Annotated in this window: 24 protein-coding genes; 16 read left to right on the top strand and 8 right to left on the bottom strand. The window is 65.3% G+C overall.

Annotated features, from left to right (window positions below; genetic code table 11):
• Positions 1-141: 141 nt before the first annotated feature.
• Positions 142-426 carry a hypothetical protein gene (locus BRA1253DRAFT_RS43905; RefSeq protein ID WP_157158653.1) on the bottom strand — a complete coding sequence of 95 codons (285 nt, stop codon included), beginning with the start codon at positions 424-426 and terminating at the stop codon, positions 142-144.
• On the opposite strand from BRA1253DRAFT_RS43905, the gene BRA1253DRAFT_RS31025 reads away from it, so the two are divergent.
• Complete coding sequence (locus BRA1253DRAFT_RS31025; protein ID WP_007600921.1) at positions 425-1,912, top strand: caspase family protein; 1,488 nt, start codon at positions 425-427, stop codon at positions 1,910-1,912. The two genes, BRA1253DRAFT_RS43905 and BRA1253DRAFT_RS31025, sit on opposite strands and share 2 nt — an antisense overlap.
• Before the next feature lie 186 nt (positions 1,913-2,098).
• Positions 2,099-3,766 carry a SulP family inorganic anion transporter gene (locus tag BRA1253DRAFT_RS31020; protein ID WP_007600919.1) on the top strand — a complete coding sequence of 556 codons (1,668 nt, stop codon included), beginning with the start codon at positions 2,099-2,101 and terminating at the stop codon, positions 3,764-3,766.
• A 161-nt stretch (positions 3,767-3,927) separates the two neighbouring features.
• Here BRA1253DRAFT_RS31020 and BRA1253DRAFT_RS31015 read toward each other — a convergent pair whose 3' ends face one another.
• From BRA1253DRAFT_RS31015 to BRA1253DRAFT_RS31005, 3 genes are all read right to left on the bottom strand, one after another.
• On the bottom strand, positions 3,928-4,290 hold the full coding sequence (locus tag BRA1253DRAFT_RS31015; protein ID WP_007600918.1) for a hypothetical protein: 363 nt from the start codon (positions 4,288-4,290) through the stop codon (positions 3,928-3,930).
• A 116-nt stretch (positions 4,291-4,406) separates the two neighbouring features.
• Complete coding sequence (locus tag BRA1253DRAFT_RS31010; protein ID WP_007600917.1) at positions 4,407-5,726, bottom strand: Spy/CpxP family protein refolding chaperone; 1,320 nt, start codon at positions 5,724-5,726, stop codon at positions 4,407-4,409.
• An 86-nt stretch (positions 5,727-5,812) separates the two neighbouring features.
• Complete coding sequence (locus tag BRA1253DRAFT_RS31005) at positions 5,813-7,252, bottom strand: FAD-binding oxidoreductase (RefSeq protein ID WP_007600916.1); 1,440 nt, start codon at positions 7,250-7,252, stop codon at positions 5,813-5,815.
• 88 nt (positions 7,253-7,340) lie between these two features.
• Here BRA1253DRAFT_RS31005 and BRA1253DRAFT_RS31000 point away from each other — a divergent pair, with 88 nt between their 5' ends.
• A complete protein-coding gene (locus BRA1253DRAFT_RS31000; protein WP_007600915.1) occupies positions 7,341-7,847 on the top strand; it encodes a thioesterase family protein in 507 nt (168 codons plus the stop codon).
• A gap of 5 nt (positions 7,848-7,852) precedes the next feature.
• On the opposite strand, the gene BRA1253DRAFT_RS42105 is transcribed toward BRA1253DRAFT_RS31000, so the two are convergent.
• On the bottom strand, positions 7,853-8,026 hold the full coding sequence (locus BRA1253DRAFT_RS42105; protein ID WP_007600914.1) for a DUF1328 domain-containing protein: 174 nt from the start codon (positions 8,024-8,026) through the stop codon (positions 7,853-7,855).
• 241 nt (positions 8,027-8,267) lie between these two features.
• On the opposite strand from BRA1253DRAFT_RS42105, the gene BRA1253DRAFT_RS30990 reads away from it, so the two are divergent.
• The 9 genes from BRA1253DRAFT_RS30990 (at position 8,268) to BRA1253DRAFT_RS30950 (ending at position 16,699) form a co-directional block, all read left to right on the top strand.
• A complete protein-coding gene (locus BRA1253DRAFT_RS30990) occupies positions 8,268-10,874 on the top strand; it encodes an ATP-dependent helicase (RefSeq protein WP_007600913.1) in 2,607 nt (868 codons plus the stop codon).
• A 7-nt stretch (positions 10,875-10,881) separates the two neighbouring features.
• Positions 10,882-11,172 carry a type II toxin-antitoxin system HicB family antitoxin gene (locus BRA1253DRAFT_RS30985; protein WP_007600912.1) on the top strand — a complete coding sequence of 97 codons (291 nt, stop codon included), beginning with the start codon at positions 10,882-10,884 and terminating at the stop codon, positions 11,170-11,172.
• Positions 11,173-11,260: 88 nt separating this feature from the next.
• Positions 11,261-11,677 carry a hypothetical protein gene (locus tag BRA1253DRAFT_RS44665; RefSeq protein ID WP_007600911.1) on the top strand — a complete coding sequence of 139 codons (417 nt, stop codon included), beginning with the start codon at positions 11,261-11,263 and terminating at the stop codon, positions 11,675-11,677.
• Positions 11,677-12,348 carry an OmpA family protein gene (locus BRA1253DRAFT_RS44660; RefSeq protein ID WP_007600910.1) on the top strand — a complete coding sequence of 224 codons (672 nt, stop codon included), beginning with the start codon at positions 11,677-11,679 and terminating at the stop codon, positions 12,346-12,348. Before BRA1253DRAFT_RS44665 ends, BRA1253DRAFT_RS44660 begins: the two co-directional genes overlap by 1 nt.
• Before the next feature lie 154 nt (positions 12,349-12,502).
• Complete coding sequence (locus BRA1253DRAFT_RS30970) at positions 12,503-13,039, top strand: DUF962 domain-containing protein (RefSeq protein ID WP_007600909.1); 537 nt, start codon at positions 12,503-12,505, stop codon at positions 13,037-13,039.
• Positions 13,040-13,068: 29 nt separating this feature from the next.
• On the top strand, positions 13,069-14,100 hold the full coding sequence (locus tag BRA1253DRAFT_RS30965) for an NAD-dependent epimerase/dehydratase family protein (protein ID WP_007600908.1): 1,032 nt from the start codon (positions 13,069-13,071) through the stop codon (positions 14,098-14,100).
• 30 nt (positions 14,101-14,130) lie between these two features.
• Positions 14,131-14,757 carry an isoprenylcysteine carboxylmethyltransferase family protein gene (locus BRA1253DRAFT_RS30960; protein WP_007600907.1) on the top strand — a complete coding sequence of 209 codons (627 nt, stop codon included), beginning with the start codon at positions 14,131-14,133 and terminating at the stop codon, positions 14,755-14,757.
• Positions 14,758-15,044: 287 nt separating this feature from the next.
• A complete protein-coding gene (locus BRA1253DRAFT_RS30955) occupies positions 15,045-15,254 on the top strand; it encodes a hypothetical protein (RefSeq protein WP_007600906.1) in 210 nt (69 codons plus the stop codon).
• 140 nt (positions 15,255-15,394) lie between these two features.
• On the top strand, positions 15,395-16,699 hold the full coding sequence (locus BRA1253DRAFT_RS30950) for a sorbosone dehydrogenase family protein (protein WP_007600905.1): 1,305 nt from the start codon (positions 15,395-15,397) through the stop codon (positions 16,697-16,699).
• Between the two features lie 195 nt (positions 16,700-16,894).
• Here the strand turns inward: BRA1253DRAFT_RS30950 and BRA1253DRAFT_RS30945 are convergent, their stop codons facing one another.
• Together BRA1253DRAFT_RS30945 and BRA1253DRAFT_RS30940 are read right to left on the bottom strand one after the other, a co-directional pair.
• The gene (locus tag BRA1253DRAFT_RS30945) at positions 16,895-17,719 is read right to left on the bottom strand and encodes an aspartate dehydrogenase (RefSeq protein WP_007600904.1); all 825 of its coding nucleotides are present in this window, start codon (positions 17,717-17,719) and stop codon (positions 16,895-16,897) included.
• Between the two features lie 37 nt (positions 17,720-17,756).
• Positions 17,757-18,674 (bottom strand): LysR substrate-binding domain-containing protein, encoded by a 918-nt coding sequence (locus tag BRA1253DRAFT_RS30940; RefSeq protein WP_007600903.1) that lies wholly within the window; start codon positions 18,672-18,674, stop codon positions 17,757-17,759.
• A 133-nt stretch (positions 18,675-18,807) separates the two neighbouring features.
• Here BRA1253DRAFT_RS30940 and BRA1253DRAFT_RS30935 point away from each other — a divergent pair, with 133 nt between their 5' ends.
• The 4 genes from BRA1253DRAFT_RS30935 to BRA1253DRAFT_RS30920 all read left to right on the top strand — a co-directional run bounded on the left by BRA1253DRAFT_RS30935 (position 18,808) and on the right by BRA1253DRAFT_RS30920 (position 21,266).
• Complete coding sequence (locus BRA1253DRAFT_RS30935; RefSeq protein ID WP_007600901.1) at positions 18,808-19,881, top strand: tartrate dehydrogenase; 1,074 nt, start codon at positions 18,808-18,810, stop codon at positions 19,879-19,881.
• A 229-nt stretch (positions 19,882-20,110) separates the two neighbouring features.
• Complete coding sequence (locus tag BRA1253DRAFT_RS30930; RefSeq protein ID WP_035994254.1) at positions 20,111-20,566, top strand: Hsp20 family protein; 456 nt, start codon at positions 20,111-20,113, stop codon at positions 20,564-20,566.
• Between the two features lie 116 nt (positions 20,567-20,682).
• A complete protein-coding gene (locus BRA1253DRAFT_RS30925) occupies positions 20,683-21,000 on the top strand; it encodes a hypothetical protein (RefSeq protein WP_007600899.1) in 318 nt (105 codons plus the stop codon).
• 26 nt (positions 21,001-21,026) lie between these two features.
• The gene (locus BRA1253DRAFT_RS30920) at positions 21,027-21,266 is read left to right on the top strand and encodes a hypothetical protein (protein WP_007600897.1); all 240 of its coding nucleotides are present in this window, start codon (positions 21,027-21,029) and stop codon (positions 21,264-21,266) included.
• A gap of 343 nt (positions 21,267-21,609) precedes the next feature.
• Here BRA1253DRAFT_RS30920 and BRA1253DRAFT_RS30915 read toward each other — a convergent pair whose 3' ends face one another.
• A complete protein-coding gene (locus BRA1253DRAFT_RS30915) occupies positions 21,610-22,542 on the bottom strand; it encodes a LysM peptidoglycan-binding domain-containing protein (protein WP_007600895.1) in 933 nt (310 codons plus the stop codon).
• Positions 22,543-22,584 lie beyond the last annotated feature (42 nt).

Below are 22,584 nucleotides of genomic sequence, written 5' to 3'. Positions count from 1 at the left end.
GTGCGGTCTCTCCCCAATTATTATTTTTCGCGCCACGGTCGTTGCCGCAGCCCGTTGCGCGGACTGTATGGCCAAAGCGGCGGTGCAGGCAAGACTTGCGGCCGACCGCTGCAAAGCGGCGGATCGCGAAGATCGACGGCATCATCGCGCGCCGAAACAGTCATATTTTGCAGGATTTTCGATCAGATCGGCATGGGGGCCGATGCGCGAGAAGATGCTTTCGCGCAGCGTTGGGATCAATCCAATTGGCGCATGGATCAATGCGCAATTCACATGGATGGTGCCAGAACGATGCTGCACCAGCTCTGGCAGACCTTCTGCCCCATTTTGCCGCAGCTCAACGTGATCCAGTGCACAGACAGACGCATGGCGGCCACCTAGAAAAGGTGACATCATCGTGCGCATTGCCGATGGAGGTGACACCATGCGCCGTCCAGTTCTTCGCAATTTGTTTCTTGCATCCGGTCTTCTCGCGCTCACGCAATTGACGACGCCCACGGAGGCGGCGGCCGAAGCGCGGCTCGCGCTCGTGATCGGTCAATCGGCCTATCGCACCGTCCCGGAACTGCCCAACGCAGCCAACGATGCCAAGGGCATGACGGAGCTGCTCGGCAACGCCGGCTTCACCGTCACGACGGCATCCAATCTGGCGCAGAACGACATGCGTGAGGCGATCTCGGATTTCGCCGGCAAGGTCAGCGCCAGCGGCGCCGACACCGTCGCGCTGGTGTTCTATGCCGGCCACGGCCTCCAGATCGACGGCGAGAACTATCTCGTTCCCGTCGATCTCGATCCCAAGCGCGAAGCCGACATCCCGCTGCAGGGTGTGCGGCTCAACGATTTGCTCAACACGCTCGGCGCGCTGCCGACACGAGCCCGCATCTTCATGCTCGATGCCTGCCGCAACAATCCGTTCCCGGCGCTCAGCGGCGCCGGACACGGGCTCGCAATCGTCGACACCAAGGCCGGCGCGCCGGGCTCCTTCATTTCCTATTCGACTTCGCCCGGCTCCGAAGCCGAGGACGGCAGCGGCATCGACAGCCCCTACACCACCGCGGCGCTGACCGTCGCCAAGCAGCCCAATCTGCCGATCGAGGAAGTGTTCAAGCGCATTCGCGTCGCCGTGGCGCAATCGACCGACGGACGCCAGATCCCCTGGGAAAGCTCGTCGCTGACGACCGACTTCAAGTTCTTCGGCGGCGACAGCAGCGGCAGTCAAACTGCGCTTCCTGGCGCATCCTCCATGGCACTTGCCAGCGGCACGCGCAGCCTAGAGGATTGGCGCAAGGATTTGCAGGGCAAGCCGGCCATGGTCGCCTATGAGATGGTGATCACCGACGACACCGTGCCGGCGTATCAGGCCTATATCGAGTTGTATGCTCAGGACACCCGTACGCCGCGGCTGCGCACGATTGTGGAGCGCCGGCGCCAGATGCTGGCGTGGGAGCGCGCCACCGCGATCAACACCCGCGCCTCGTTCGAGGCTTATCTGGCGAACTGGGACAACAGCGACCTCGCTGCGACCGCACGCAGGCTGCTGCTTCGCGTGCAGAACCGCAACTACGTCTTGCCTGCCGTGGTCGCGGCCGCTCCTGCCCCGGTCGCCGTCGCGATGGCGCCAACCTGCCCGTGCTCGACGCCTTCGACACCGGCAACGCCGGTCAACCCGACGATCGCGCCTGTGATCAAGAAGCGCGTCGACGACACGCCGCCGAAGCGCAAGGTGGTCGACACGCCGCCCAGGCAGCGCCGGCCGCCGCCTGATGAAGTGATCTACGAGCGCGCGCCGCCGCCGGATCGCGGCCCGCCGCCCGGCGCCATCATGCAAGGCATTGGCATCGGTGTCGGGATCGGCATGGGTATGGGCGGCGGACGCGGCGGCGATTATCACAACGACCGCGGCCGGTACTGAGCCCACTCGCGAGATACGGAGGACAGATCTGTCCTCCGTCATTGCGAGCCACCGGGGCCGCGCTTCGCGCGGACCCGGTGGCTCGCAATGACGACGGATGGAGATAAACTGCGTCTTCTGCTTCCCGATACGGAAATGCTGTAGTCTAACCGACTAACGCCAGGGCTTTCCGGGGACTCCACATCGATGCCGCACGACGCTCACGCCAAGCCAGCTTGGCCGCTGTTTCGCTCACTCGCGTCCTATTCCCTCCCGGGCGACCTGATGGCGGGGCTGACGCTCGCGGCGATCGCGATTCCCGAGCAGATGGCCACGGCGCGGCTCGGCGGCTTCGCGCCGCAGATCGGCTTCTTCGCCTTTATGGCGGGCTCGCTCGGCTTTGCGATGCTCGGCGGCAACCGCTTCCTGTCCTGCGGCGCCGATTCCACGATCACGCCGATCTTCGCCGGCGGACTGGCGGCGCTGGCCGCCACCGGCTCGCCTGAGTATCAGGGGCTCGCGATCGCGCTGGCACTGATGGTCGGCGCGATGATGCTGGCCGGCGGCGCTTTCCGCCTCGGCGGCATCGCCAATCTCTTGTCCGTGCCCGTCATGGTCGGCTTCCTCGCCGGCATCTCCGTCCACATCATCGTCTCGCAATTGCCGGGCGTGCTGGGTCTGGACTCGCCGGGCGGGCCGACGCTCGATCGCATCGGTGTGCTCGCAAGCGAGCTCGGCCGCACCAATCCCTTCACGCTGTGCATCGGCTTCGGTGTGCTGGCCGTGGTCTTCGTCTCCGAGAAGGTCAGCGCAAAAATTCCGGGCGCGCTGATCGGGCTCGTCGCCGCGACGCTGGCCACGATCGCACTCGGCCTCGAGAGCAAGGGCGTCAATGTCGTAGGCCTCGTGCCGGGGACGCTGCCGCGGCCGACCTTCCCCGAGCTTGCAGCGGAGCAATGGGTCCGCCTCGTGCCGCTCGCCTTTGTCATCACGGTCGTGGTGATGGTGCAGACTGCGGCGACGACGCGCTCGTTCCCGTCCGATCCCGACAAGCCGGCCGATGTCGATCGCGATTTTCTCGGCGCGGGCGCCGGCAGCGTGCTGTCGGGCCTGTTCGGCGCGTTTCCGGTCAATGCCAGCCCGCCGCGGACGGGCATTGTCGCCGAGACCGGCGGACAATCGCAGCTCGCGGGTCTCGCCGCCGCTGCGATCGTGCTGGCGCTGCTCGCGTTTGGAACGGGATTGCTGCAGCACGTTCCGGACGCAGCCCTCGGCGGCATCCTGCTGTTCGTCGCGCTGCGCATCATCCGCGTGAAGCAGATCGTCACGATCTATCACCAATCCCCGAGCGAATTCCTTCTGATCGCCGCCACCGCCGCGCTGATCATCGTGCTGCCGATCCAGCAGGGTGCGTTCCTCGGCATCGTGCTGTCGCTGCTGCACGGCATCTGGAGCACGACGCGCGCGCGGCTGGTCGAGTTCGAGCGCGTGCCGGGCACCACGATCTGGTGGCCGGCGCACCCGCACATCACCGGCGAGCGCATCGACGGCGTCGCCGTGATCGGGTTGCAGGCGCCGCTGTCGTTCCTCAATGCGCCCGGCTTTCGCAGCGACGTGTCCAGGGTGCTCGGCGCGACGCCGCCGCAACTGCTGGTGCTGGAGGCGAGCGGCATGGTCGAGATCGACTTCACCGCCGCGCAGATCCTGCTCGACGTTTTCAGGGCCTGCAGCGAACAGGGTGTCACGGTCGCGCTGGCCCGGCTGGAATCGGTACGCGCGCAGGCCGCGTTCGAGCGGTTCAGGCTGTTCGAGGCGCTGCCCCGGGAGAACGTCTTCCACAGTGTGGACGAGGCCGTGCGGAAGTTGGCGAAATAAGTCCTGCTACGCACTCCGATCCTCATCCTGAGGAGCCCGCGAAAAGCGGGCGTCTCGAAGGATGGCCACGGGCGAGATCCGGGCCTTCATGGTTCGAGACGCGCGAAGACGCGCTCCTCACCATGAGGGTCTTGGTGCAACGACGATCGCGCGAGCACCGCTCACTGCGCCAATGTCGGATGATCCCGCTGGACCGTTTCGCGGATCCAGCTGGCATGGATCGCGCGAAACAGGATCTGCGCCGTCTTGAGGTCGTTTGCCTTCATGCAGAGATCGACGATGCGGTGCACTGCGTCGTCGCGCATCAGTCCATCTGAGATCTTCATCGCGATTTCCATCGCGACTTTCGCCGCGCGCTCGTAGCGCGCGCTGTCGCGCTTGTCGTTGCGCGCGCTGCCTGCCGCGCTGGCCGCAGCCGCGTCACAGATCGCACGGATGCGCTCGGCGGCGTCGATGTCGCCGAGCGGTCCTTCGACCGTCTCATCCCAGACGTCGCCCGCCTTCTTCCTTGCGAACCACTCCATCACCCCGCCACCCGTGGTCTTCCGGCCACCGCATTGTTTCTGCTTCAGCGCCACCCAGCATAGAGAACCGCAGTGCGATCGGAGGCGGTTTTCCGCCACGGCTTTTTGCGACGCGCTCAGGACGTCCGACGCGGCCCGATCGCCTCGAACTGCGCCTTCTGCTCGTCGCTCAACGTGCCATAGAAATCCTCGAGCGCGGCCCGCACTGATTTCACGCCGTCCAGCATCATTTCGAGCCGCTTGTGAACCGCGGCCATGCGCGCCGGTGGTGTCATCACGTCGCTGGGCTGGCACGCGTCCTTGAGCGAATCTTTGACCCTGGCGCTGGTATCCTGAAGCACTTGCAGAGCAGCACGCTGAGTCTCACTGGGATGGAGCCGCGCGCCGATCTCGCCGGCTGGCCAATCGAGCCCAACAGGCGCACCGCAATTCTGAACCAGCGATGCGCTGGCGTCGCGGGAAGCCGCTGTCCGGCGCTGATCCTCGGCCAACGCATTGAAACGGGCCTTCTGCTCGTCGGTGAGGGCCCCATAGAATTTGTCGAGCGCCGGTTGCACCAGCTCGACGGCCTTCTCCATCGCCTCGATGCGCTGCTGCATCGCCGCCAACCGACCGGGCGCCGTCGCCGCGACTTGCGTTGGACAGGCCGCGCGGATGAGCTCTGCTGCCTGGATCGAGACATTGCCGAGTTCGTCGAGGCTTGCGCCTTGCGCCTCGGTCGGCTGCACCGCCGCGACGATCTGGTCGATCGGCAGACCGACGATTTCGCGACGGTCGCTGCCGCAAAGCTGATCGAGCGCAACGCCTCGCGCTTGCCGTCGTCCCTGCGATCGTTGCGGCAGATAGGCCGAGAGGCGATCATAGCCATAGGGGCCGAACATGCCGGCATAGATGTCGGGATAGCCGTAGCCCCAGAAGCCGAGACCGTCGCCCCAGATCGCGTAGTCGTAGAGGTCGTTGTAGGCGAACGGCCAGAACAGCGGCCCGACCCAGCCATAGCCGCCCCCGGCATGTTGCCACCAACCGCCGCTTGCGCCGTGCCAGCCGGCAAGGGCGGCCGCAGCTGCGATCTGGGCCCGCGCCGCCGGATTGCTGATCAGCCGGCCATTGCGAAACGCGCTGGAGTGCGCGTTCAGGGCATTGCGAAAATGCGCGGGACGGATACCCGTATTGCGGATCTGACCGAATTTCGAGGAACCATGTCGGGCTCCGGCTGCGAACCGCGTCCCGCCATGATGCCCGCCGCCGCCATGCGCGTGCCCGAAACCGTGACCGCCGAAATGACCGCCGCCATGATGGCCACCCCCGTGCCCACCGCCATGCCCGCCCCCGTGCCCACCGCCATGGCCGCCGCCATGGCCGCCTTTCGCCAGTACCGCTCCCGCCAGCATGCACGCAAATGCCACCGCGGCAATTCGAATGACCGGTCGCACCATTGTACCCTCCCGCGCAGACCCCTGCCATTGAGGCATCGGAACTGGCGGGAGTTGGAACCGACAGGACTGCCGAAAGTTCCCGGTCGTTAGCTGCGCAGGCTCTCCGCCTCCGGCACGATCTTGCCGGGGTTGAAGATGTTCTGCGGATCGAGCGCATGCTTCAGCGCCCGCATCGCATCCAGCGCTTCCGGCCCGAGCTCGGCCCTGAGATATTTCTGCTTGCCCTGGCCGATGCCGTGCTCGCCGGTGCAGGTGCCGTCCATCGCCTGCGCCCGCTCGACCAGGCGGTGCATGAATTCCTCGCCGCGCGCCATCTCGTCGGCATCGTTGGTGTCGCAGACCAGCGAGCAGTGAAAATTGCCGTCGCCGACATGACCGACGATCGGCGACAACAGATTGAGGCGCTTGAGGTCTTCCTCGGTCTCGCCGACGCATTCCGCAAGCCGCGAGATCGGCACGCAGACGTCGGTCGCGACCACGCCGATGCTGTCGCCGGGCCGTAGCGCCTTCACCGACCAATAGGCGTCGTGCCGTGCCTGCCAAAGTTTTGTGCGATCCTCCGGCTTGGTGGTCCAGGAGAAATCACCGCCGCCGCAATCCCTGGCGATCTCGCCGAACGCCTTGGACTGCTCGGCCACCTCGATCTCGCTGCCGTGGAATTCCATCAGCAACAGCGGCGTCTCCGCCAGCGTCAGCTTCGAATAGGCGTTGCAAGCCTTCACCTGCGCGGCATTGAGCAGCTCAATGCGCGCCACGGGAATGCCGGTCTGGATCGCCAGGATCACGGCCTGACACGCGCCATGCACGGTCTCGAACGACACCGCGCCGGCTGCGATCGTCTCGGGAATGCCACGCAGGCGGATGGTCAATTCGGAGATGATGCCGAGCGTGCCTTCGGCGCCGACGAACAGATGCGTCAGGTCGTAACCGGCCGACGATTTCTTTGCGCGCGTGCCCGTGGTGATGATCTCGCCGTCACCGCGGACGACCTTCAGCGCCAGCACGCTGTCGCGCATGGTGCCGTAGCGCACCGCATTGGTGCCGGAAGCCCGCGTCGAGGCCATGCCGCCGAGCGAAGCGTCAGCGCCGGGGTCGATCGGGAAGAACAGGCCCTGGTCGCGCAGATGCTCGTTCAGCGCCTTGCGGGTGACGCCGGGCTGGATCACGCAGTCGAGGTCCTCGGCGTGCACCGCCAGCACCTTGTTCATGTCGCGCAGGTCGATGGAGATGCCGCCCGCGGGCGCATTGACCTGGCCTTCGAGCGAAGTGCCGGTGCCGAAGGCGATGACGGGGACGCCGTTCTTCGCGCAGATCCGCACCACGTCCTGGATGTCGGCGGTCTCCTGCGCCATCACCACGCCGTCCGGCGGCTGGTTGGGAATCCACGTCGTGGTGTGGCCGTGCTGCTCGCGGACGGCCTGCGACGTGATGAGGCGGTTGCCGAATCGTGCGGCAAGCTGCTCCAGCGCGGTCGCGAGGGCTTTCGGCGCCGGCCGCGGCGGATTATTGGTGATGGTCGTACCCACGGAAATTCCTCCCGACGAGAAGAGACCGTGGCAAAGGACATCTAACCGGTCAAGTCAAGCGACCGGACGCATAGCTGGGGAAGGACACATGCCGGACACTGTCACCGCTGCGCCCGATGCCGAGCCGTTCCGCGCCTCGATCATGCAGATCGAGCCGCAATGGATCGACTACAACGGCCACCTCAACATGGCCTATTACAACGTGATGTTCGACCGCGCGATCGACCAGATGTGGCTGACGCTTGGGATCGGGCCGGGCTATATGAAGGAGCGAGGCGGCTCGACCTTCACTGCCGAGTGCCACGTGCGGTATTTGCGCGAAATCCACTTGGGCGATCCCGTGCAGGTCTCGGTCTGGCTGCTGGAGGCCGACGACAAGCGGCTGCACACATTCCAGGAGCTGCGGCACGCCACCGAGGGCTGGTTGTCGGCGACCTCCGAAAACATGTCGCTTCACATCGACATGGGCTCACGAAAGGTGGCGGCGTTTCCGCCAGACATCCGCGAGCGCATCGCAGCGGTGGTCAAGGCCCACAGTGCCGTACCGCGGCCCGAGGGCATCGGCCGGAACGTGGCGATGCCCTCGAAGCGGTAAGCGCGCTAGACCCTGTTACGGCCGCGGGCCAGACCGACAACGGCCGAGACCAGGAACAGCACGACCGCGATGAAGAAGATGATCTTGGCGATTTCGATCGACGCGCCGGCGAGGCCGCCAAAGCCCAGGATACCGGCGATCAAGGCGATAACCAGAAACGTCACAACCCAGCTAAGCATGGTCCGAACCTCTGTTTCGATGTCTGTCTGCGATCGGCGCGGCTGACGCGCCTCACTTGCAGAACCAATCGCCAACTCGGAACAATGGTTCCGGGCCGCTGGGGCCGGAAATTCGCCTGACCCGCAGGAACAAATTGGCTTTCCGCGCACGTGGAAAACCCCCGTCCGCGGCCCCATATAGGGACCAATCCCTGTTAAGAAGGCTCCCCTTTCACCACCCCGCGGTGCCAACGTGGGGCAAATGATTCGCATGACCGAGCCGAGCAAGATCACGTCCCAGAGCGTCCCCGACCACCAGCCCGCAGCCGGCGGCATTGCCGCGCGCGCGCGCGCCTCGGTGGGCCCGCAATACCTGTCCGGGCTCAATCCGGAGCAGCGCGAGGCTGTGGAGACGCTGGACGGGCCGGTTCTGGTGCTGGCCGGCGCCGGCACCGGCAAGACCCGCGTGCTGACCACGCGCATCGCCCATATCCTGAGCCAGGGCCGCGCCCGCCCCTCCGAAATCCTGTCGGTGACCTTCACCAACAAGGCCGCGCGCGAGATGAAGCACCGGCTGGGCCAGATGCTCGGCCATGCCGTCGAAGGCATGCCGTGGCTCGGCACCTTCCACTCCATCGGCGGACGCATCCTGCGCACCCACGCCGAACTGGCGCAGCTCAAGTCGAACTTCACCGTGCTCGACGTCGACGATCAGGTGCGGCTGTTGAAGCAGCTGCTGCAAGCCGACAACATCGACGACAAGCGCTGGCCCGCGCGCATGCTGGCCGGCCTGATCGACGGCTGGAAGAACCGCGGCCTCACGCCGTCGCAGGTGCCGTCGGGCGAAGCCGCCATCTTCGCCAACGGCAAGGGCGGCAAGCTCTATGCGAGCTACCAGGAGCGGTTGAAGATTTTGAACGCCGCCGATTTCGGCGATCTGCTGCTCGAGGACATCCGCATCTTCCGCGAGCACCCGGATATCCTGCGGCAGTACCAGCAGCGCTTCAAATTCATCCTGGTCGATGAGTATCAAGACACCAACGTCGCGCAGTATCTGTGGCTGCGGCTATTGTCGCAGGCACCGACGAAGCCAACCTCGCCCACTGTCATTCCGGGGCGGCTCGAAGAGCCGAACCCGGAATCCGGAGATGAGTCTGCCGTTCGAGATTCTCAGGTGCGCGATCGCGCACCGGAGTTCGATGCTACGCATCGCCCCGGAATGACGGAACTCGCTGCCCCCCACGTCAAGAACATCTGCTGCGTCGGCGATGACGACCAGTCGATCTATGGCTGGCGCGGCGCGGAGGTCGACAACATCCTGCGCTTCGACCATGATTTTCCCGGCGCCAAGGTCATCCGCCTCGAGCGCAACTACCGCTCGACCGGCCACATCCTCGCCGCCGCCTCGCACCTGATCGCCCACAACGAGGGCCGGCTCGGCAAGACGCTGCGCACCGAGGACCATGACGGCGAGAAGGTCACGGTGACGGGCTCGTGGGATTCGGAAGAGGAAGCCCGCGGCATCGGCGAGGAGATCGAGCAGATCCAGCGCCAGGGCGACAAACTCAACGAGATCGCGATTCTCGTTCGCGCCTCCTACCAGATGCGCGAGTTCGAGGACCGCTTCGTCACGCTCGGCCTGCCCTATCGCGTCATCGGTGGCCCGCGCTTCTACGAGCGCGCCGAAATCCGCGATGCGTTGGCCTATCTGCGCGTCATCAATTCACCGGCCGACGATCTCGCCTTCGAGCGCATCGTCAACACGCCCAAGCGCGGCCTTGGCGATGCCACCGTGCAGATGCTGCACGATCACGCCCGCAAGCGCCGCATTCCGCTGTTCGAAGCGGCGCGCGCGGTGGTCGAGACCGACGAGCTGAAGCCGAAGGCGCGCGGCTCGTTGCGCGACGTCGTCGCCCAGTTCGACCGCTGGCGCGCCCAGCGCGAGGTCACGTCGCACACGGATCTCGCCCAGATCGTGCTCGACGAGAGCGGCTACACCGAGATGTGGCAGAAGGACCGTTCGGCGGACGCCGCGGGCCGGCTCGAGAACCTCAAGGAGCTGGTGCGCTCGATGGAGGAGTTCGAGAACCTGCAAGGGTTCTTGGAGCACATCTCGCTGGTGATGGACCGCGACAGCGGCGCCGATGAGGACGCGGTGTCGCTGATGACGTTGCATTCGGCCAAGGGGCTGGAATTCGACAACGTGTTCCTGCCGGGTTGGGAAGAAGGCTTGTTTCCGAGCCAACGGACGCTGGACGAACAGGGCCGCGCCGGCCTTGAGGAAGAGCGCCGGCTCGGTCATGTCGGCCTGACCCGAGCCCGCCGCCGCGCCAAAATCTATTTTGCCACCAATCGGCGGATCCATGGCACCTGGTCGACCACGATCCCCTCGCGCTTCCTCGACGAATTGCCCGCGGCCAATGTCGAGATCACGGAATCCAAGGGCGGCTCGGCCTGGGGCGGCACTGGCGGCTACGGCGCCTCCCGCTTCGACGACATGGAAGCGTTCGGCTCCACCTATTCGACCCCCGGCTGGCAGCGCGCCCAGGCCAATCGCAATCGCGGCGGCGGCGGGGGCGGTAATGGCGGCCGCGGCAGCTTCGAGGAACAGGCCTCGTCGTTTTCGTCCCAGTCGTCCTCGCCCGATTTCGGCAGCTTCTCCTCGCGCCGTCGGGGGCCCCTGACGATCGAGGGCGAGCTGGTGGCCAAATCCACCGGCACGACCTCGGAATTCTCGCTCTCCGACCGCGTCTTCCACCAGAAATTCGGCTATGGCCGCGTCACCAAGATCGACGGCAACAAGCTCACCATCGCCTTCGACAAGGCGGGGGAAAAGAAGGTCGTGGACAGTTTTGTGCAGCGGGCGTGAGGCCTGCATGCCGCACTACATTGCCATCATCGAGGACGCCGGCCCGGACGAAGCCGTCGGCGTGTGGTTTCCCGACCTGCCCGGCTGCATTTCCGGCGGCGACGACGTCGATGAGGCCCTGGAGAATGCGCCCGAGGCACTCGCGTTCTATGCACAGGAACTGATCGCGGACGGCCGCCAGCTTCCCCCGCCGCGGACATTGGACGAGCTCAAGGCCGACCCGGATGTGGCCGACGACCTCGCGAAGCACACGGTCGCCCTGATCGAATGGCCGCCCCTCACTGAGGCCACGGAGTGAGGACTGTTCGCCGCACTGGTCGGACTCTCGACACTTCTCGCCCGAACGCCTCTTGACCCCCGCGAACTTCCCCGTATCAGATGCGGCCATGGTCCGGGGCTCCATCACACTGATCTTGCTGGCATTGGGTATGCCGTCGCTTGCGGCGGCGGAGACCATGAGCTTTGGCGATGCGATCGGGCTGCTGGCGAAAAGTTGCGGCGCGGAAATCGTCGCCAATTGCCGCGGCGTCAACCCGGATTCGACCCGCCTGAAGGAGTGCCTGTCGCGCAACCGCGACGTGCTCTCGCAGCAGTGCCAGAGCGACTATCTCGGCGCCTTCGATGCGATCCAGAAGCGCGTCGCTGCCCGCGTCACGGTGGCGAACGCCTGCCAGCGCGAGATCGTCAAGGTCTGCGGCGGCTCGACCAAGGAGACCAGCAAGGCGGTCCCCTGCCTGATCTCGACGCCCAAGGGCATCAGCAACAACTGCCTGAAGGCCGTCGACGACGCGGGGTATCGGTGATGCCAGCGAACAGGCTTACCACCGCCGGAATATGCATCGCGCTTGGCCTCGCTTTGCTCGCGGGCACAGCCGAGGCGCAGACGGCGCCGCCGACCCGCGACGACATCGTCGGCAAGCTCAACCATTTCGAACAGCCCGCCGAGATCGATATCCCCGCGCTGAAGCTGCAGGTGATGGAACGGGCCAAGGCCAGGATCAAGAACGATCCGGGTCCGGTGAACCGGCCGTTGATCGCGCCTGATCTGGCCAGTTTGCCGACGTTCACCGCGCAGATCCAGTTCGACGCCGACACTCCGATCATCCAGCCGGCGTCCTACCAGACCGTCGGCCGCCTCGCCGACGCGCTGGTCCATGCCGCGCTGCTGCCCTACACGTTCCTGATCGTCGGCCACGTGGAATCCAACGCGAAGACGCGCGAGGCCAACGCGATCCTGAGCCAGCGCCGGGCGGACGCGATTCGCGACGTGCTGGTGAACACGTTCAAGATCTCGACCAAGCGGCTGCATCCGATCGGCCTCGGCGAGGAGCAGTTTCTCGACCGCGCCAAGCCAAGCTCAGTCGTCAACGGCCAGTTGCAAATCCTGACCTATGCCAAGGTACCGGAGGAAGCGCCTGCGCATCCGGCTGCGACACCTGCGCCTGCGGCGAAAAAGCCCGCTAGGAAGCACTGAGCGGACGCGCCACGGCGCCTGACGGAACCCTTTGAAGTCCCGATCGTTTTGTGACCTGTCTCACAGCGCGACGGCGCGGCCTCGCGCGACAATCGCGCCGGTTTGTGCACCGCCCTATCAGGTGCTATAGGCTTTTTTCGTCCTCCCCGACCCCATGCTGCACGAGACCGAGATGGCCAGTTATTTTCAACACCAACTGGCCGACTACGTCGAATATCATCGCGATCCCTGGAACTGCGCGATGCACGTGGTCGGCATCCTCTTGCTCTTCACCGGTGCTGTGCTGCCGCTGACGCAGGTGCATTTCCCGCTGTTCGGGATCGAGGTCAGCCTGGCCGTAATTCTTGCCCTGCCGGTGCTGGTCTACTGGCTGATGCTGGACGCCGGGATCGGGCTCGGCATCCTCGCCGCGATGATCGTGCTGCTTTTGGTCGCAACCGCGATCGGCAATCAGGTCTCGATCGTCATGATGTGGTCGATTTTTGCGGTGCTGATCGGACTTGGCGTCACTGCGCAGGTCGTCGGCCACAAGGTTTTCGAGGAGCGGCAGCCGTCGATGGTCGACCACCCCACGCATTTCCTGCTTGGACCGATGTTTGTCATGGCAAAATTATTCATTGCATTGGGCTTCCGTCGCGACCTTGCCGCGATTCTGGCGCCAGTTCCGACCAATTCCCTTTCAACCCGATAGTTCTAGACGCGAAACAGCAAACCTTCTGCATGGCTCTCGTACTGGTTACCGGTGGCAGCGGCTTCATCGGACATCATCTCGTAGAAGCGCTCCGCGCCCGTGGGCAGCGGGTGCGTGTTCTCGATGTTCGTGCGCCGGCCACGCCGTATGCCGACGTTGAATATGCCCGTGGCTCGGTGCTGGACGGCGCCGCGGTCGATGCCGCGATGGCGGGTGTGGATCAGGTCTATCACCTCGCCGGCCTGCCCGGCATGTGGGTCGCCGACAAGCAGGCCTTTCACGATGTCAATTGCCGCGGCACCGAGATCATGCTCGCGGCCGCGATGAAGCGCGGGGTCTCGCGCTTCCTGCACTGCTCGACGGAATCGATCCTGTTCCCCTATTCCGACCTCAACGGTGTTCCCGCCGAAGAGGCGCTGCAGCCGGCCGATGCGATGCCGGGCGCCTACACGCGGTCGAAATCGCTGGCCGAGCATTGCGCCGCGAAGGCCGCAGCCGCAGGCTTCCCGCTGGTGATCGGCACCCCGACCATGCCGATCGGTGCCGCCGATCATAATCTGACGCCGCCGACCGCGATGCTGTGGTACTTCCTGCAGAAGAAAGTGCAGCCGCATCTCGACTTCCCGGTCAATCTCGTCGACGTCCGCGACGTCGCCATGGGCCTCGCGCTGACCATGGAACGCGGGCGTAACGGCCAGCGCTACATCCTCGGCGGCGACTGCGTCAGGCTCGGCCAGATTCTGCGGATGATGTCCGCGATGAGCGGCCGCCGGCAATTCCCGGTCGTCGTTCCCGGCAAGATGGCCGAGCTGTCGGGCATCATGCTCGAATATCTCTCCGATCGTATCACGCGCCGGCCGCCCAACGGCACTGCCGAGGGCGTGCGCATCGCGCTCGCCGCTAGCGACCTCTCGATCGGCAAGGCGCGCACCGAGCTCGGCTACGCGCCGCGCCCGATCGAGCCGGTCCTGCGCGAAACCATCACCCATCTTCTCGCCCGCGGCGGCGCGCTTGCCTCCGGCGCCATCGAGCATCACGCGCTCTCCTCGCGCGCCAGCTGAGCTGCCGCCCAACCCAAAGAACCTTTCCGCATGTCCTTCGATTTCAGCAAGCTTCTCTCGGTCGCCTGGGGTGGTTGGACCACGACCTGGCCCACGCAACTGCTCGCCCTGATCTGGCTCGCCTGGCTCGCAAGCTGGGTCGGCGCCTCGTTCTGGCAGGGCCGTACCCAGAAGCAGGTGATGACGCTGGAGTCCGGCCGCTATCGCATCCCGATCCTGGTCGGCGGCATCCTGTTCACGCCCTGGACCGCCGAGGTGCTCGGTGAGAAGCCGCTCTGGGTGTTCAGCAATACAGCCGTCTACGTCGTGGCGCTGATCGTGCTGGCCGGCATCTCCTTCACCTGGTGGGGACGGCTGCATCTCGGACAGTTCTGGTCCAACACCATCACCCACAAGCAAGACCACCGCGTCATCGACACCGGCCCGTACGGCATCGTGCGCCATCCGATCTACACCGGCCTGATCCTCGGCATGCTGGTGACCGGCATCGCGGTCGGCACGGTCACTGCGATGCTCGGCGCGATCCTGATCTCGCTCGGCATGTGGCAGAAGGGCCGAATGGAAGAAGTGTTCCTGTCCAAGGAGCTCGGCGAAGACGCCTACGGCGCTTATTGCCGCCGCGTGCCGATGATCATCCCGTTCCTGTCGCCGCGGTAAGAGCGGGTATCGCTTCAACGCTGTCATCGCAAGCGTAGCGCAGCTGCACCTCCGGAGTCGTCCTGGCGAAAGCCAGGACCCATTACCCCAGGGAGCGGTTTGGCGAGGATTGCCCGGAACTGAGGTCGCACGCAATCGATGGATTCCGCGGTATGGGTCCTGGCTTTCGCCAGGACGACGTTGAGGAAGCTGGGTGCGCAACACATCGGCCCCCTGCTGCCAGGAACCCCTGCTGCCTGCGCCCGTTAGCCCCTCGATACCTGCCACCACTCGCAGAGCATCGAGCCATGTCCGACGCCTACGATTATTTTCGCGAGCACGCGATCGCCGCCGTCCGCAAGGCGCGGGCGCTGCCGCCCGGGCGGCCGAAGCAGAAGCAGCGCACGGTGGCGCGCGTCTATCATCTCCTGTCCAGGGAGGCCGCGCTGGCGCCGAACGTTCATCATCTGGATGATTTCCGCACGGCGCGACGGCTAGAGCAACAGATCGGCCGCTGATCTCCGGGCAGCCTGCCGGGATTCGTCCCATGCAAATTCGAACGGCTGCCATTCCACGGGAATAGAGCCCCGCGGCGCTCCACACAGGTTGACGTCTGGCCCGTCAGCCCGTTGGATGCGCGCGCAAACAGGGGCCTCTCATGACGTTTTCCAGCATCTTTGCGCAGTTCGTTGCGCTTCTCGGCGGCATCGCGCTGCAATGGCGGAAGCTGTCGGGCACCGTGCCTGCGCCGGCCTGGGGCCAGTCGCCCGCTATTCCCGAAGCCAAGCCGCAGGGCGCCATCCCGACACTGAAGATGCCGACGGCGCGGGGCTGGAGCGAAGGACAGAAGCCGACGGTCGCACCCGGGCTCAAGGTCAATGCGTTCGCGACCGGCCTCGACCATCCGCGCTGGATCGAGGTGCTACCCAATGGCGATGTGCTGATCGCGGAGGCGACGCAGATCGCGGGGGCGCCGCGGTCCGTGTTTCATTACGCGATGCAGGCAACGATGCGGCGCGCCGCCGCGCTCGGCGTCAGTGCCAACCGCATCACGCTGCTGCGCGACAAGGATGGCGACGGCGTCGCGGAGTATCGCGGCGCGTTCATGGAAAATCTCAGCCAGCCGTTCGGCATGGCACTGGTCGGCGACACCTTCTATGTCGGCAACACCGACGGCGTGATGGCCTTCCCGTACGTGGCGAACGCCGATCGCATTACCGCGCCGGGCAAGCGCCTCACCAATTTCAAGCCAAGCGGCCACTGGACCCGCAGCCTGCTCGCAAGCCCCGACGGCAAAAAACTCTATGCCGGCGTCGGCTCGCTCAGCAACATCGCCGAGATGGGCATGGAGGTCGAGGAAGGCCGCGCCGCGGTCTACGAACTCGACCTCGTCGCCGGCACGCACCGCATCTTCGGCGCCGGCCTGCGCAATCCCGTTGGTCTTGCCTGGGAGCCGACGACCGGTGTGCTTTGGACCGTCGTCAACGAGCGCGACGGCCTCGGCGACGAAACGCCGCCGGACTATCTGACCTCGGTGCGCGACGGCGGCTTCTACGGCTGGCCCTATTGCTACTGGGGCAAGACGGTTGACGAGCGCGTGCCGCAGGATCCGGCGATGGTCGCCAAGGCGCTCACGCCGGACTACGCGCTCGGCGGCCACACCGCTTCGCTCGGCCTGTGCTGGATGCCGGCGGGCACGCTGCCTGGCTTCCCCGACGGCATGGCGATCGGCCAGCACGGCTCGTGGAATCGCAGCACGCTGTCCGGCTACAAACTGGTGTTCATCCCGTTCGAGAACGGAAAGCCTTCGGGTCCCGCACGCGACATCCTGTCCGGCTTCCTGGCACCCGACGAAAAGGAATCCTACGGCCGCCCGGTCGGCGTCGTGATCGGTCCTGACAAGAAGTCGCTGCTGATGGCCGACGACGTCGGCAACGTGATCTGGCGCGTGACGGGCGCGTAGGCGGAAGTTATGTCGAGATACGCGCTGCGGGCTCCCTACACCTCTCGCGCTTGCGGGAGAGGTCGGCGCAGAGCGCCGGGTGAGGGCTCCCGCCTCTGGGGGATTGTCCCATTGCGGAGACACCCTCTCCCCAACCCTCCCCCGCAAGCGGGGGAGGGAGTGCACCGCCGTCTGGGCTAACCAAATCCCACCTCACTATGTCCCTACACACAACGTGGCGCGCTGCTTGCGGAGCAGGGCGATCACGGACAGCGCCGTAATCAACCCGGTCTTGGGATTCTCGGACGGGATATTCTCGATTGACATCGAGAAGCGCGCCGAATCCGCCTCGACCTCGATGCGGTGAACATTGCGCGTCACGGTCGGGTCGGCCCAGATTTGCACCTGGGTGCGATCCGGCCCGACGCCCGCGAGCGACAGCGCGACCGCGACGTTGAGATTGGCCGGAAAGCCTTTTGCGGCCTCGCGCGCCGTGCCTTCGAACAGCTTCAGCGGCTCGCGCAGATTGTCGATATCGATGTTGTTCTGGACGATGAACGGCGCGCCCTTCAAGCCGTCGATCGGCTTGCGCGTCACCATCCTCACCGAATGAATGGTGCCGATCGCAGCCGCGTTGACGGCGTCGAGTCCGATCAGCGCGCCGGTCGGCACGAGGATGCGGCCGCCATTGGCGCGGGCGAGATCGACAAGATCGAAATTGTCGAGCAGCCCGCCGACACTGACGACGACCGCGGCCCTGCCGCGTTTCACCGCGGGCTCGACGATCGCACGCAGTTGGCTGCTCGGCGCGCATTCGACCACGATGTCGGCGGCGTCGCCGAGTTGGTCGAGCGGCAGGACGGATGGCGGACGACGCAGGCTGGCGAGGAACGTCTGATGCTTTGCGGGATCGCGCACCGCCACGGCAGAGAGCGTCAATCCTTCGATGCCCTGATCGAGCGCGGTCGCGATCTTGGTGCCGATCGAGCCGAGCCCCGCGATGGCAACCCGCAATTCGTTCGAAGCTCTCCGTTCCGTCATCGCATCACCCTTCTCGCCCAGCCGATGTCATAGCGCCTCAGGCGTCCCGCGCATAGCTGCGCAGGCGCGCCTCGAGCACGGACAGCATCGCGTCGCGGGCCGGGTCACGCGAGCCGCGCAGCCATGCGGCAGCGAGCGGCAGCCGGCCGACGGGTCCGATCTGCTTTGGCCGCAGCGGCACGAAGCGCACGCCGGATACCGCCATCCGGGTGGACCAACGCGGCACGATTGCGACACCGAGCCGGGTTGCGACGAGATTGATGATGGTCTGCTTCTCGTCGGCGACCTGCACGATGCGCGGCGTGAGGCCAGCCTGCTCGAACAGTTTCATGGTGAGGTCGTGGCTGTGCGGCCGCGAGCGGCGATCAGGCACCAGCATCGCCTCCTCGGCGATCTCCGCCAGCGTGATCGACTTGCGTTTGGCCAGCGCGTGGCGCTGCGGGAAGGCCACGATGGCTGTCTCCTGCAGCAGATCGCGGAATTCAAGCCGCTTGTCCCGCTGAGCCGGTGGACGCACGAAGGCAAGATCGAGCGCGCCGGTCAGGATCTTTGGCAGCAGCCGGACGGTCTTCTCCTCCAGAAGCTGCACCGCGATATCAGGACGCTTTGCGCGGAAGTCGCGGAGCAATGCCGGTAACAGCCCCGCCGCAGCACTGTCGATGGCGCCGACCCGGAGTTTTCGAGCAGCCCCTGCGCGCGAGCGATTGCGCAGATTGCTCTCGACCGCCTCCACGCGGGCGAGGATGGCACGGGCATCGCGCAGCAGCATTGCGCCATCTTCCGTCAGCGACACCGCCCGCGTCGTCCGCGCGAACAGCCGCGTATCCAGATCCTGCTCCAGCAGCTTGATCTGGCGGCCGAGTGCGGAGGGCAACATCTGGAGATGCTGCGCCGCGCGGCCGAAATGCAACTGCTCGGCCGCCGCCACGAAGCATCGCAACTGATGCAATTCCATTCACCGGTCCTCTGATCCTGTGACGGAATTATATCATTTTTTTGTATAAACCAGTGTCGATTGAGTCCCTGCCCCTCCCCGCCTAGGTTCCCTAGCGTCACGCAATCCCACCGACATCTGGACGGAGCACTTCATGCGCACCCATTCGATTGCAGCGATCCCCGCCGACGGCATCGGCCCCGAGGTCATCTCCGCCGGCGTTCGCGTGCTGGAGGCGCTGGCCAAACGTAGCGGCGATCTCGCCTTCAACATCAAGACGTTCGACTGGGGTTCGGACTATTACAAGAAGCACGGCGTCATGATGCCGGCCGACGGCCTCGCGGAGCTCAAGAAATTCGACGCGATCTATTTCGGCGCGGTCGGTGCGCCCGACGTGCCCGACCACATCACGCTGTGGGGCCTGCGGCTGCCGATCTGCCAGGGCTTTGACCAATACGCCAATGTGCGGCCGACCAAGATTCTGCCGGGCGTCGCCTCGCCGCTGCGCAATGTCGGCGTCGGCGACCTCGACTGGGTGATCGTGCGCGAGAATTCCGAGGGCGAGTATGCCGGCATGGGCGGCCGCGCCCACAGGGGTCTCCCCGAAGAGGTCGGCACCGAGGTCGCGGTGTTCACCCGCGTCGGCGTGACGCGCATCATGCGCTATGCGTTCGAGCTCGCCCGGTCGCGTCCGCGCAAGTTCCTGACCGTGGTGACCAAGTCGAACGCGCAGCGCCATGGCATGGTGATGTGGGACGAGATCGCCGCCGAGGTCGCGGCCGAATTCCCCGATGTGACCTGGGACAAGATGCTGGTTGACGCCATGACGGTGCGCATGACGCTGCATCCGAAGAGCCTCGACACCATTGTCGCGACCAATTTGCACGCCGACATCCTCTCCGACCTCGCCGGCGCGCTGGCGGGAAGCCTCGGCGTCGCGCCAACCGGCAATATCGACCCGCAGCGCCGCTTCCCCTCGATGTTCGAGCCGATCCACGGCTCGGCGTTCGATATCACCGGCAAGGGCATCGCCAATCCGGTCGCGACGTTCTGGACCGGCGCGCAGATGCTGGAGCATCTCGGCGAGAAGGACGCGGCGGTGCGGTTGATGGCGGCGGTGGAGAAAGTATGTGCAGCCGGCGTGCTGACGCCCGATGTCGGTGGCACGGCGACGACGAAGGACGTGACGGACGCCGTGATCGAGGCGATCCACGGATCGAACGCGTAGTCCGAGGTGCGTCTCCCTCCCCGCCCGTTCTTGCGGCGAGAGGGTTAGGGAGGCGCGGGGGATTCCAAAAAATTTTGGATCCCCTCTTGAAACCAAAACAGGCTTTTTTTATTTTTCCGCTGCCGCCGAGAGGTGGCGTTCCCGACGCCTGGTGGGTCGGGAAGCTGAGACGGGCACCGGTCGTGTCCGGTGTCGTTCGTATCCATTTTGCTCCTTGGAGGATCTGGCTATGCGCACTTACGACTTCTCTCCCTTGTGGCGTTCGACCGTTGGTTTCGACCGCCTTTTCGACCTCGTTGAAACGGCACAGCGTGCCGGCGAGGACAACTATCCCCCCTACAACATCGAACGCATCGGCGAGGATCGCTACCAGATTTCGCTTGCGATTGCGGGCTTTGCACCCAACGAGGTCGCGGTGACGGCCGAGCAGAACGCGGTGACCGTCGAGGGAAACAAGCCGGACAGGACCGAACGCGAATATCTCTACCGGGGCATTTCCGCGCGGCCGTTCAAGCGGCAGTTTAACCTGGCCGATTATGTTCAGGTGCACAGCGCCTCGTTCGAGAACGGCCTGCTCAAGATCGAACTGGTCCGGGAAATCCCTGAAGCCATGAAGCCGCGGCGAATTGCCATCAATGCCGCGCCGTCCGGCAACGTGCATCAACTCGAGGGCAAAGCCGCCTGAATTTGGTCTGTCGGAGACCCGGTGATCCCGCCCGATCGTCGGGCGGGATCGACCATGGCCTTCGACCGCGCACCCGAATGCAAGTCAGAGGTTTAAAGAAAGGAGGAGGACCTCTCATGCTCGATCATGTCGACAACATCATCGATCTGAATGCGATATTGCACCCTGGCTCTGTCTATGATCATCCCCGCGACGTCCTAGCCGATCCAACTCTGTCGATCGGCGAGAAGCGTGCAATCCTCGCGTCCTGGGCTTCGGACGCAGCCAGTATCGCCTCGAGTCCGGCATTGCGCGAACTGCCCGGCTCGGGCAAAGCCGTCACCATCGACGAAATTCTGGAAGCGCTCGCGAGCCTCGACCACCATCCGAAAGGACCTCCGGGTGGCAAGCCGGTCCGCACGCGATCCGTCGAACGAACCGGCCTCGCAGCCTAGGCAACGACAGCTCAACGAGGATTGCGATGATGGTTGATGAAGAGCTGGCCTTGTTGCGCGGCCACCGCAGCAACATCAGCCGCTATCAGCGGTTGCTCAAGACCGAGCTGACCGAGTTCGAGCGGCGGTTCATCGAGAGACGTGTGTCCGAGGAGCGTTCGGCGATCGAGAAGCTCGCCCTCTCCGCCTTTCCGCTCACCTTTCAGGCCCCGAACGGCGCGATGGGGAACGCAATCACGCGCCGGGCGGCAAGCAGCCACGGCTAATTGACATGCCCGAACACCTCCCGACGTTCGAAGTGTTCCTGAAGAAATGCGGTCGAAGGACATGGCGATGGCATGTCTGTACGACGGAGGGACGCCTCGTCATGCACGGCTTCGAAAATGGCCGACCCGCCGCCAAATATGCGGCTGAAAGGGCATTGTTTCTGATGCTTCTCGCCGCGCCCTATCGCCCGGCGGGCCGGGCTTCCACCACGGCTCGCTCCTCCTTGGCGACATCCGCATCAAGATGGCTGCCGCGACACAAGATTCGTGAATGACAGGCGCCGCGAGGGATGGTGCCTGGCATCAGCCAAGCTCCATCCCGGCGATCTCCGTTGCTGACCGCTTACCGCCGTGCGGCCGGCGGGGTCGCCATGGCGGCTGTCGGCTCCGGCGGCGTCAGGTGGCGCGGGACGATGATGGACTGGCCGGGGGTGAGCGTGGCGTTCTCCGGCAGCGAATTGCTCTGCGCCAGCGACCACAGCGGCACGCGATTGGCCGCCGCGATGCTCTCCATGGTGTCGCCGCGGCGCACCGGTTGCCGCACGCCGCTGTCCCACAATTCGACCAGCGTATTCGCCGGCACGAGATAGCGCAGCGGCACGGCATCGACCTGCGTCTGGGGCGGAATGCGCGGCAACTGCGTGACCATGTCGACGATCTGACGGTGGATGTCGTCGGACTTCTCGATGTTGATGTGGCTGACCCGCGCGTTCTCCTTCAGGTCATAGCTCGCATAGTGACCGCGATAGCCCGGCACCGCGACCACGTTGCCGCCGCCAAGCACGCTGTCGGAGAGGTAGATGTTGATGAAGCGCTCGACATTGAGCGGCACGTCGCCGGTCGCATGCGCGGGATCGATGGTGATGACGAGGCTGATCGGGATGTTCTCCTTGGCCGCCATCTCCGAGATGACGATCGAGCAAAGCCCGCCCATCGAATGCCCGATCAGCACGATCGGCGCCGGCGTTTCCTTGTAGCTGGAGATGGCACGATCGCCGATCCATCGGCAGATGGTGAATTCATAGACGTTGGCGGAAAAGCCGGCCTGCGTCAGTTTCTCTTCGAGCCGGTCCATGCCGGTGGAGAAGAACGGCCCCATGGCGCCCCGAAACAGGTAGATTTTCGGCGGCGGCAATGGCTCAAACGGTACGGGCGGTGGTGCGGCGGGTGCGGCCGCGGCGGGCTTCGTCTTGGCAGGTGAGGCAACGGCCGTCCCGGTGCTTAAGGCGAGCAGCGCAACGGCTGCCAGCGCGAGAAGTCGCCTCAAATCGATCATCAGTCCAGCAGTCCCACTCCGGGAGGCTGCAGCCTCCCCCAA

The sequence above is a fragment of the Bradyrhizobium sp. WSM1253 genome (assembly GCF_000244935.1).
Taxonomy (GTDB): domain Bacteria; phylum Pseudomonadota; class Alphaproteobacteria; order Rhizobiales; family Xanthobacteraceae; genus Bradyrhizobium; species Bradyrhizobium canariense.
The sequence above is the reverse complement of the archived record's forward strand: the minus strand, read 5'-3'. Positions and strand labels throughout refer to the sequence as shown.

Excerpts from the sequence above, each read along its gene's own strand:
- BRA1253DRAFT_RS42105 (WP_007600914.1), bottom strand. The coding sequence starts at position 8,026 with ATGCTTAGCTGGGTTGTGACGTTTCTGGTTATCGCCTTGATCGCCGGT.
- BRA1253DRAFT_RS30935 (WP_007600901.1), top strand. The coding sequence starts at position 18,808 with ATGCGCACCCATTCGATTGCAGCGATCCCCGCCGACGGCATCGGCCCC.
- BRA1253DRAFT_RS30955 (WP_007600906.1), top strand. The coding sequence starts at position 15,045 with ATGTCCGACGCCTACGATTATTTTCGCGAGCACGCGATCGCCGCCGTC.
- BRA1253DRAFT_RS30970 (WP_007600909.1), top strand. The coding sequence starts at position 12,503 with ATGCTGCACGAGACCGAGATGGCCAGTTATTTTCAACACCAACTGGCC.
- BRA1253DRAFT_RS30925 (WP_007600899.1), top strand. The coding sequence starts at position 20,683 with ATGCTCGATCATGTCGACAACATCATCGATCTGAATGCGATATTGCAC.
- BRA1253DRAFT_RS30965 (WP_007600908.1), top strand. The coding sequence starts at position 13,069 with ATGGCTCTCGTACTGGTTACCGGTGGCAGCGGCTTCATCGGACATCAT.
- BRA1253DRAFT_RS44665 (WP_007600911.1), top strand. The coding sequence starts at position 11,261 with ATGGTCCGGGGCTCCATCACACTGATCTTGCTGGCATTGGGTATGCCG.
- BRA1253DRAFT_RS43905 (WP_157158653.1), bottom strand. The coding sequence starts at position 426 with ATGGTGTCACCTCCATCGGCAATGCGCACGATGATGTCACCTTTTCTA.
- BRA1253DRAFT_RS31010 (WP_007600917.1), bottom strand. The coding sequence starts at position 5,726 with ATGGTGCGACCGGTCATTCGAATTGCCGCGGTGGCATTTGCGTGCATG.
- BRA1253DRAFT_RS30915 (WP_007600895.1), bottom strand. The coding sequence starts at position 22,542 with ATGATCGATTTGAGGCGACTTCTCGCGCTGGCAGCCGTTGCGCTGCTC.
- BRA1253DRAFT_RS30960 (WP_007600907.1), top strand. The coding sequence starts at position 14,131 with ATGTCCTTCGATTTCAGCAAGCTTCTCTCGGTCGCCTGGGGTGGTTGG.
- BRA1253DRAFT_RS30930 (WP_035994254.1), top strand. The coding sequence starts at position 20,111 with ATGCGCACTTACGACTTCTCTCCCTTGTGGCGTTCGACCGTTGGTTTC.
- BRA1253DRAFT_RS30985 (WP_007600912.1), top strand. The coding sequence starts at position 10,882 with ATGCCGCACTACATTGCCATCATCGAGGACGCCGGCCCGGACGAAGCC.
- BRA1253DRAFT_RS31000 (WP_007600915.1), top strand. The coding sequence starts at position 7,341 with ATGCCGGACACTGTCACCGCTGCGCCCGATGCCGAGCCGTTCCGCGCC.
- BRA1253DRAFT_RS31015 (WP_007600918.1), bottom strand. The coding sequence starts at position 4,290 with ATGGAGTGGTTCGCAAGGAAGAAGGCGGGCGACGTCTGGGATGAGACG.
- BRA1253DRAFT_RS31020 (WP_007600919.1), top strand. The coding sequence starts at position 2,099 with ATGCCGCACGACGCTCACGCCAAGCCAGCTTGGCCGCTGTTTCGCTCA.
- BRA1253DRAFT_RS44660 (WP_007600910.1), top strand. The coding sequence starts at position 11,677 with ATGCCAGCGAACAGGCTTACCACCGCCGGAATATGCATCGCGCTTGGC.
- BRA1253DRAFT_RS31025 (WP_007600921.1), top strand. The coding sequence starts at position 425 with ATGCGCCGTCCAGTTCTTCGCAATTTGTTTCTTGCATCCGGTCTTCTC.
- BRA1253DRAFT_RS30990 (WP_007600913.1), top strand. The coding sequence starts at position 8,268 with ATGATTCGCATGACCGAGCCGAGCAAGATCACGTCCCAGAGCGTCCCC.
- BRA1253DRAFT_RS30945 (WP_007600904.1), bottom strand. The coding sequence starts at position 17,719 with ATGACGGAACGGAGAGCTTCGAACGAATTGCGGGTTGCCATCGCGGGG.
- BRA1253DRAFT_RS30920 (WP_007600897.1), top strand. The coding sequence starts at position 21,027 with ATGATGGTTGATGAAGAGCTGGCCTTGTTGCGCGGCCACCGCAGCAAC.
- BRA1253DRAFT_RS30940 (WP_007600903.1), bottom strand. The coding sequence starts at position 18,674 with ATGGAATTGCATCAGTTGCGATGCTTCGTGGCGGCGGCCGAGCAGTTG.
- BRA1253DRAFT_RS30950 (WP_007600905.1), top strand. The coding sequence starts at position 15,395 with ATGACGTTTTCCAGCATCTTTGCGCAGTTCGTTGCGCTTCTCGGCGGC.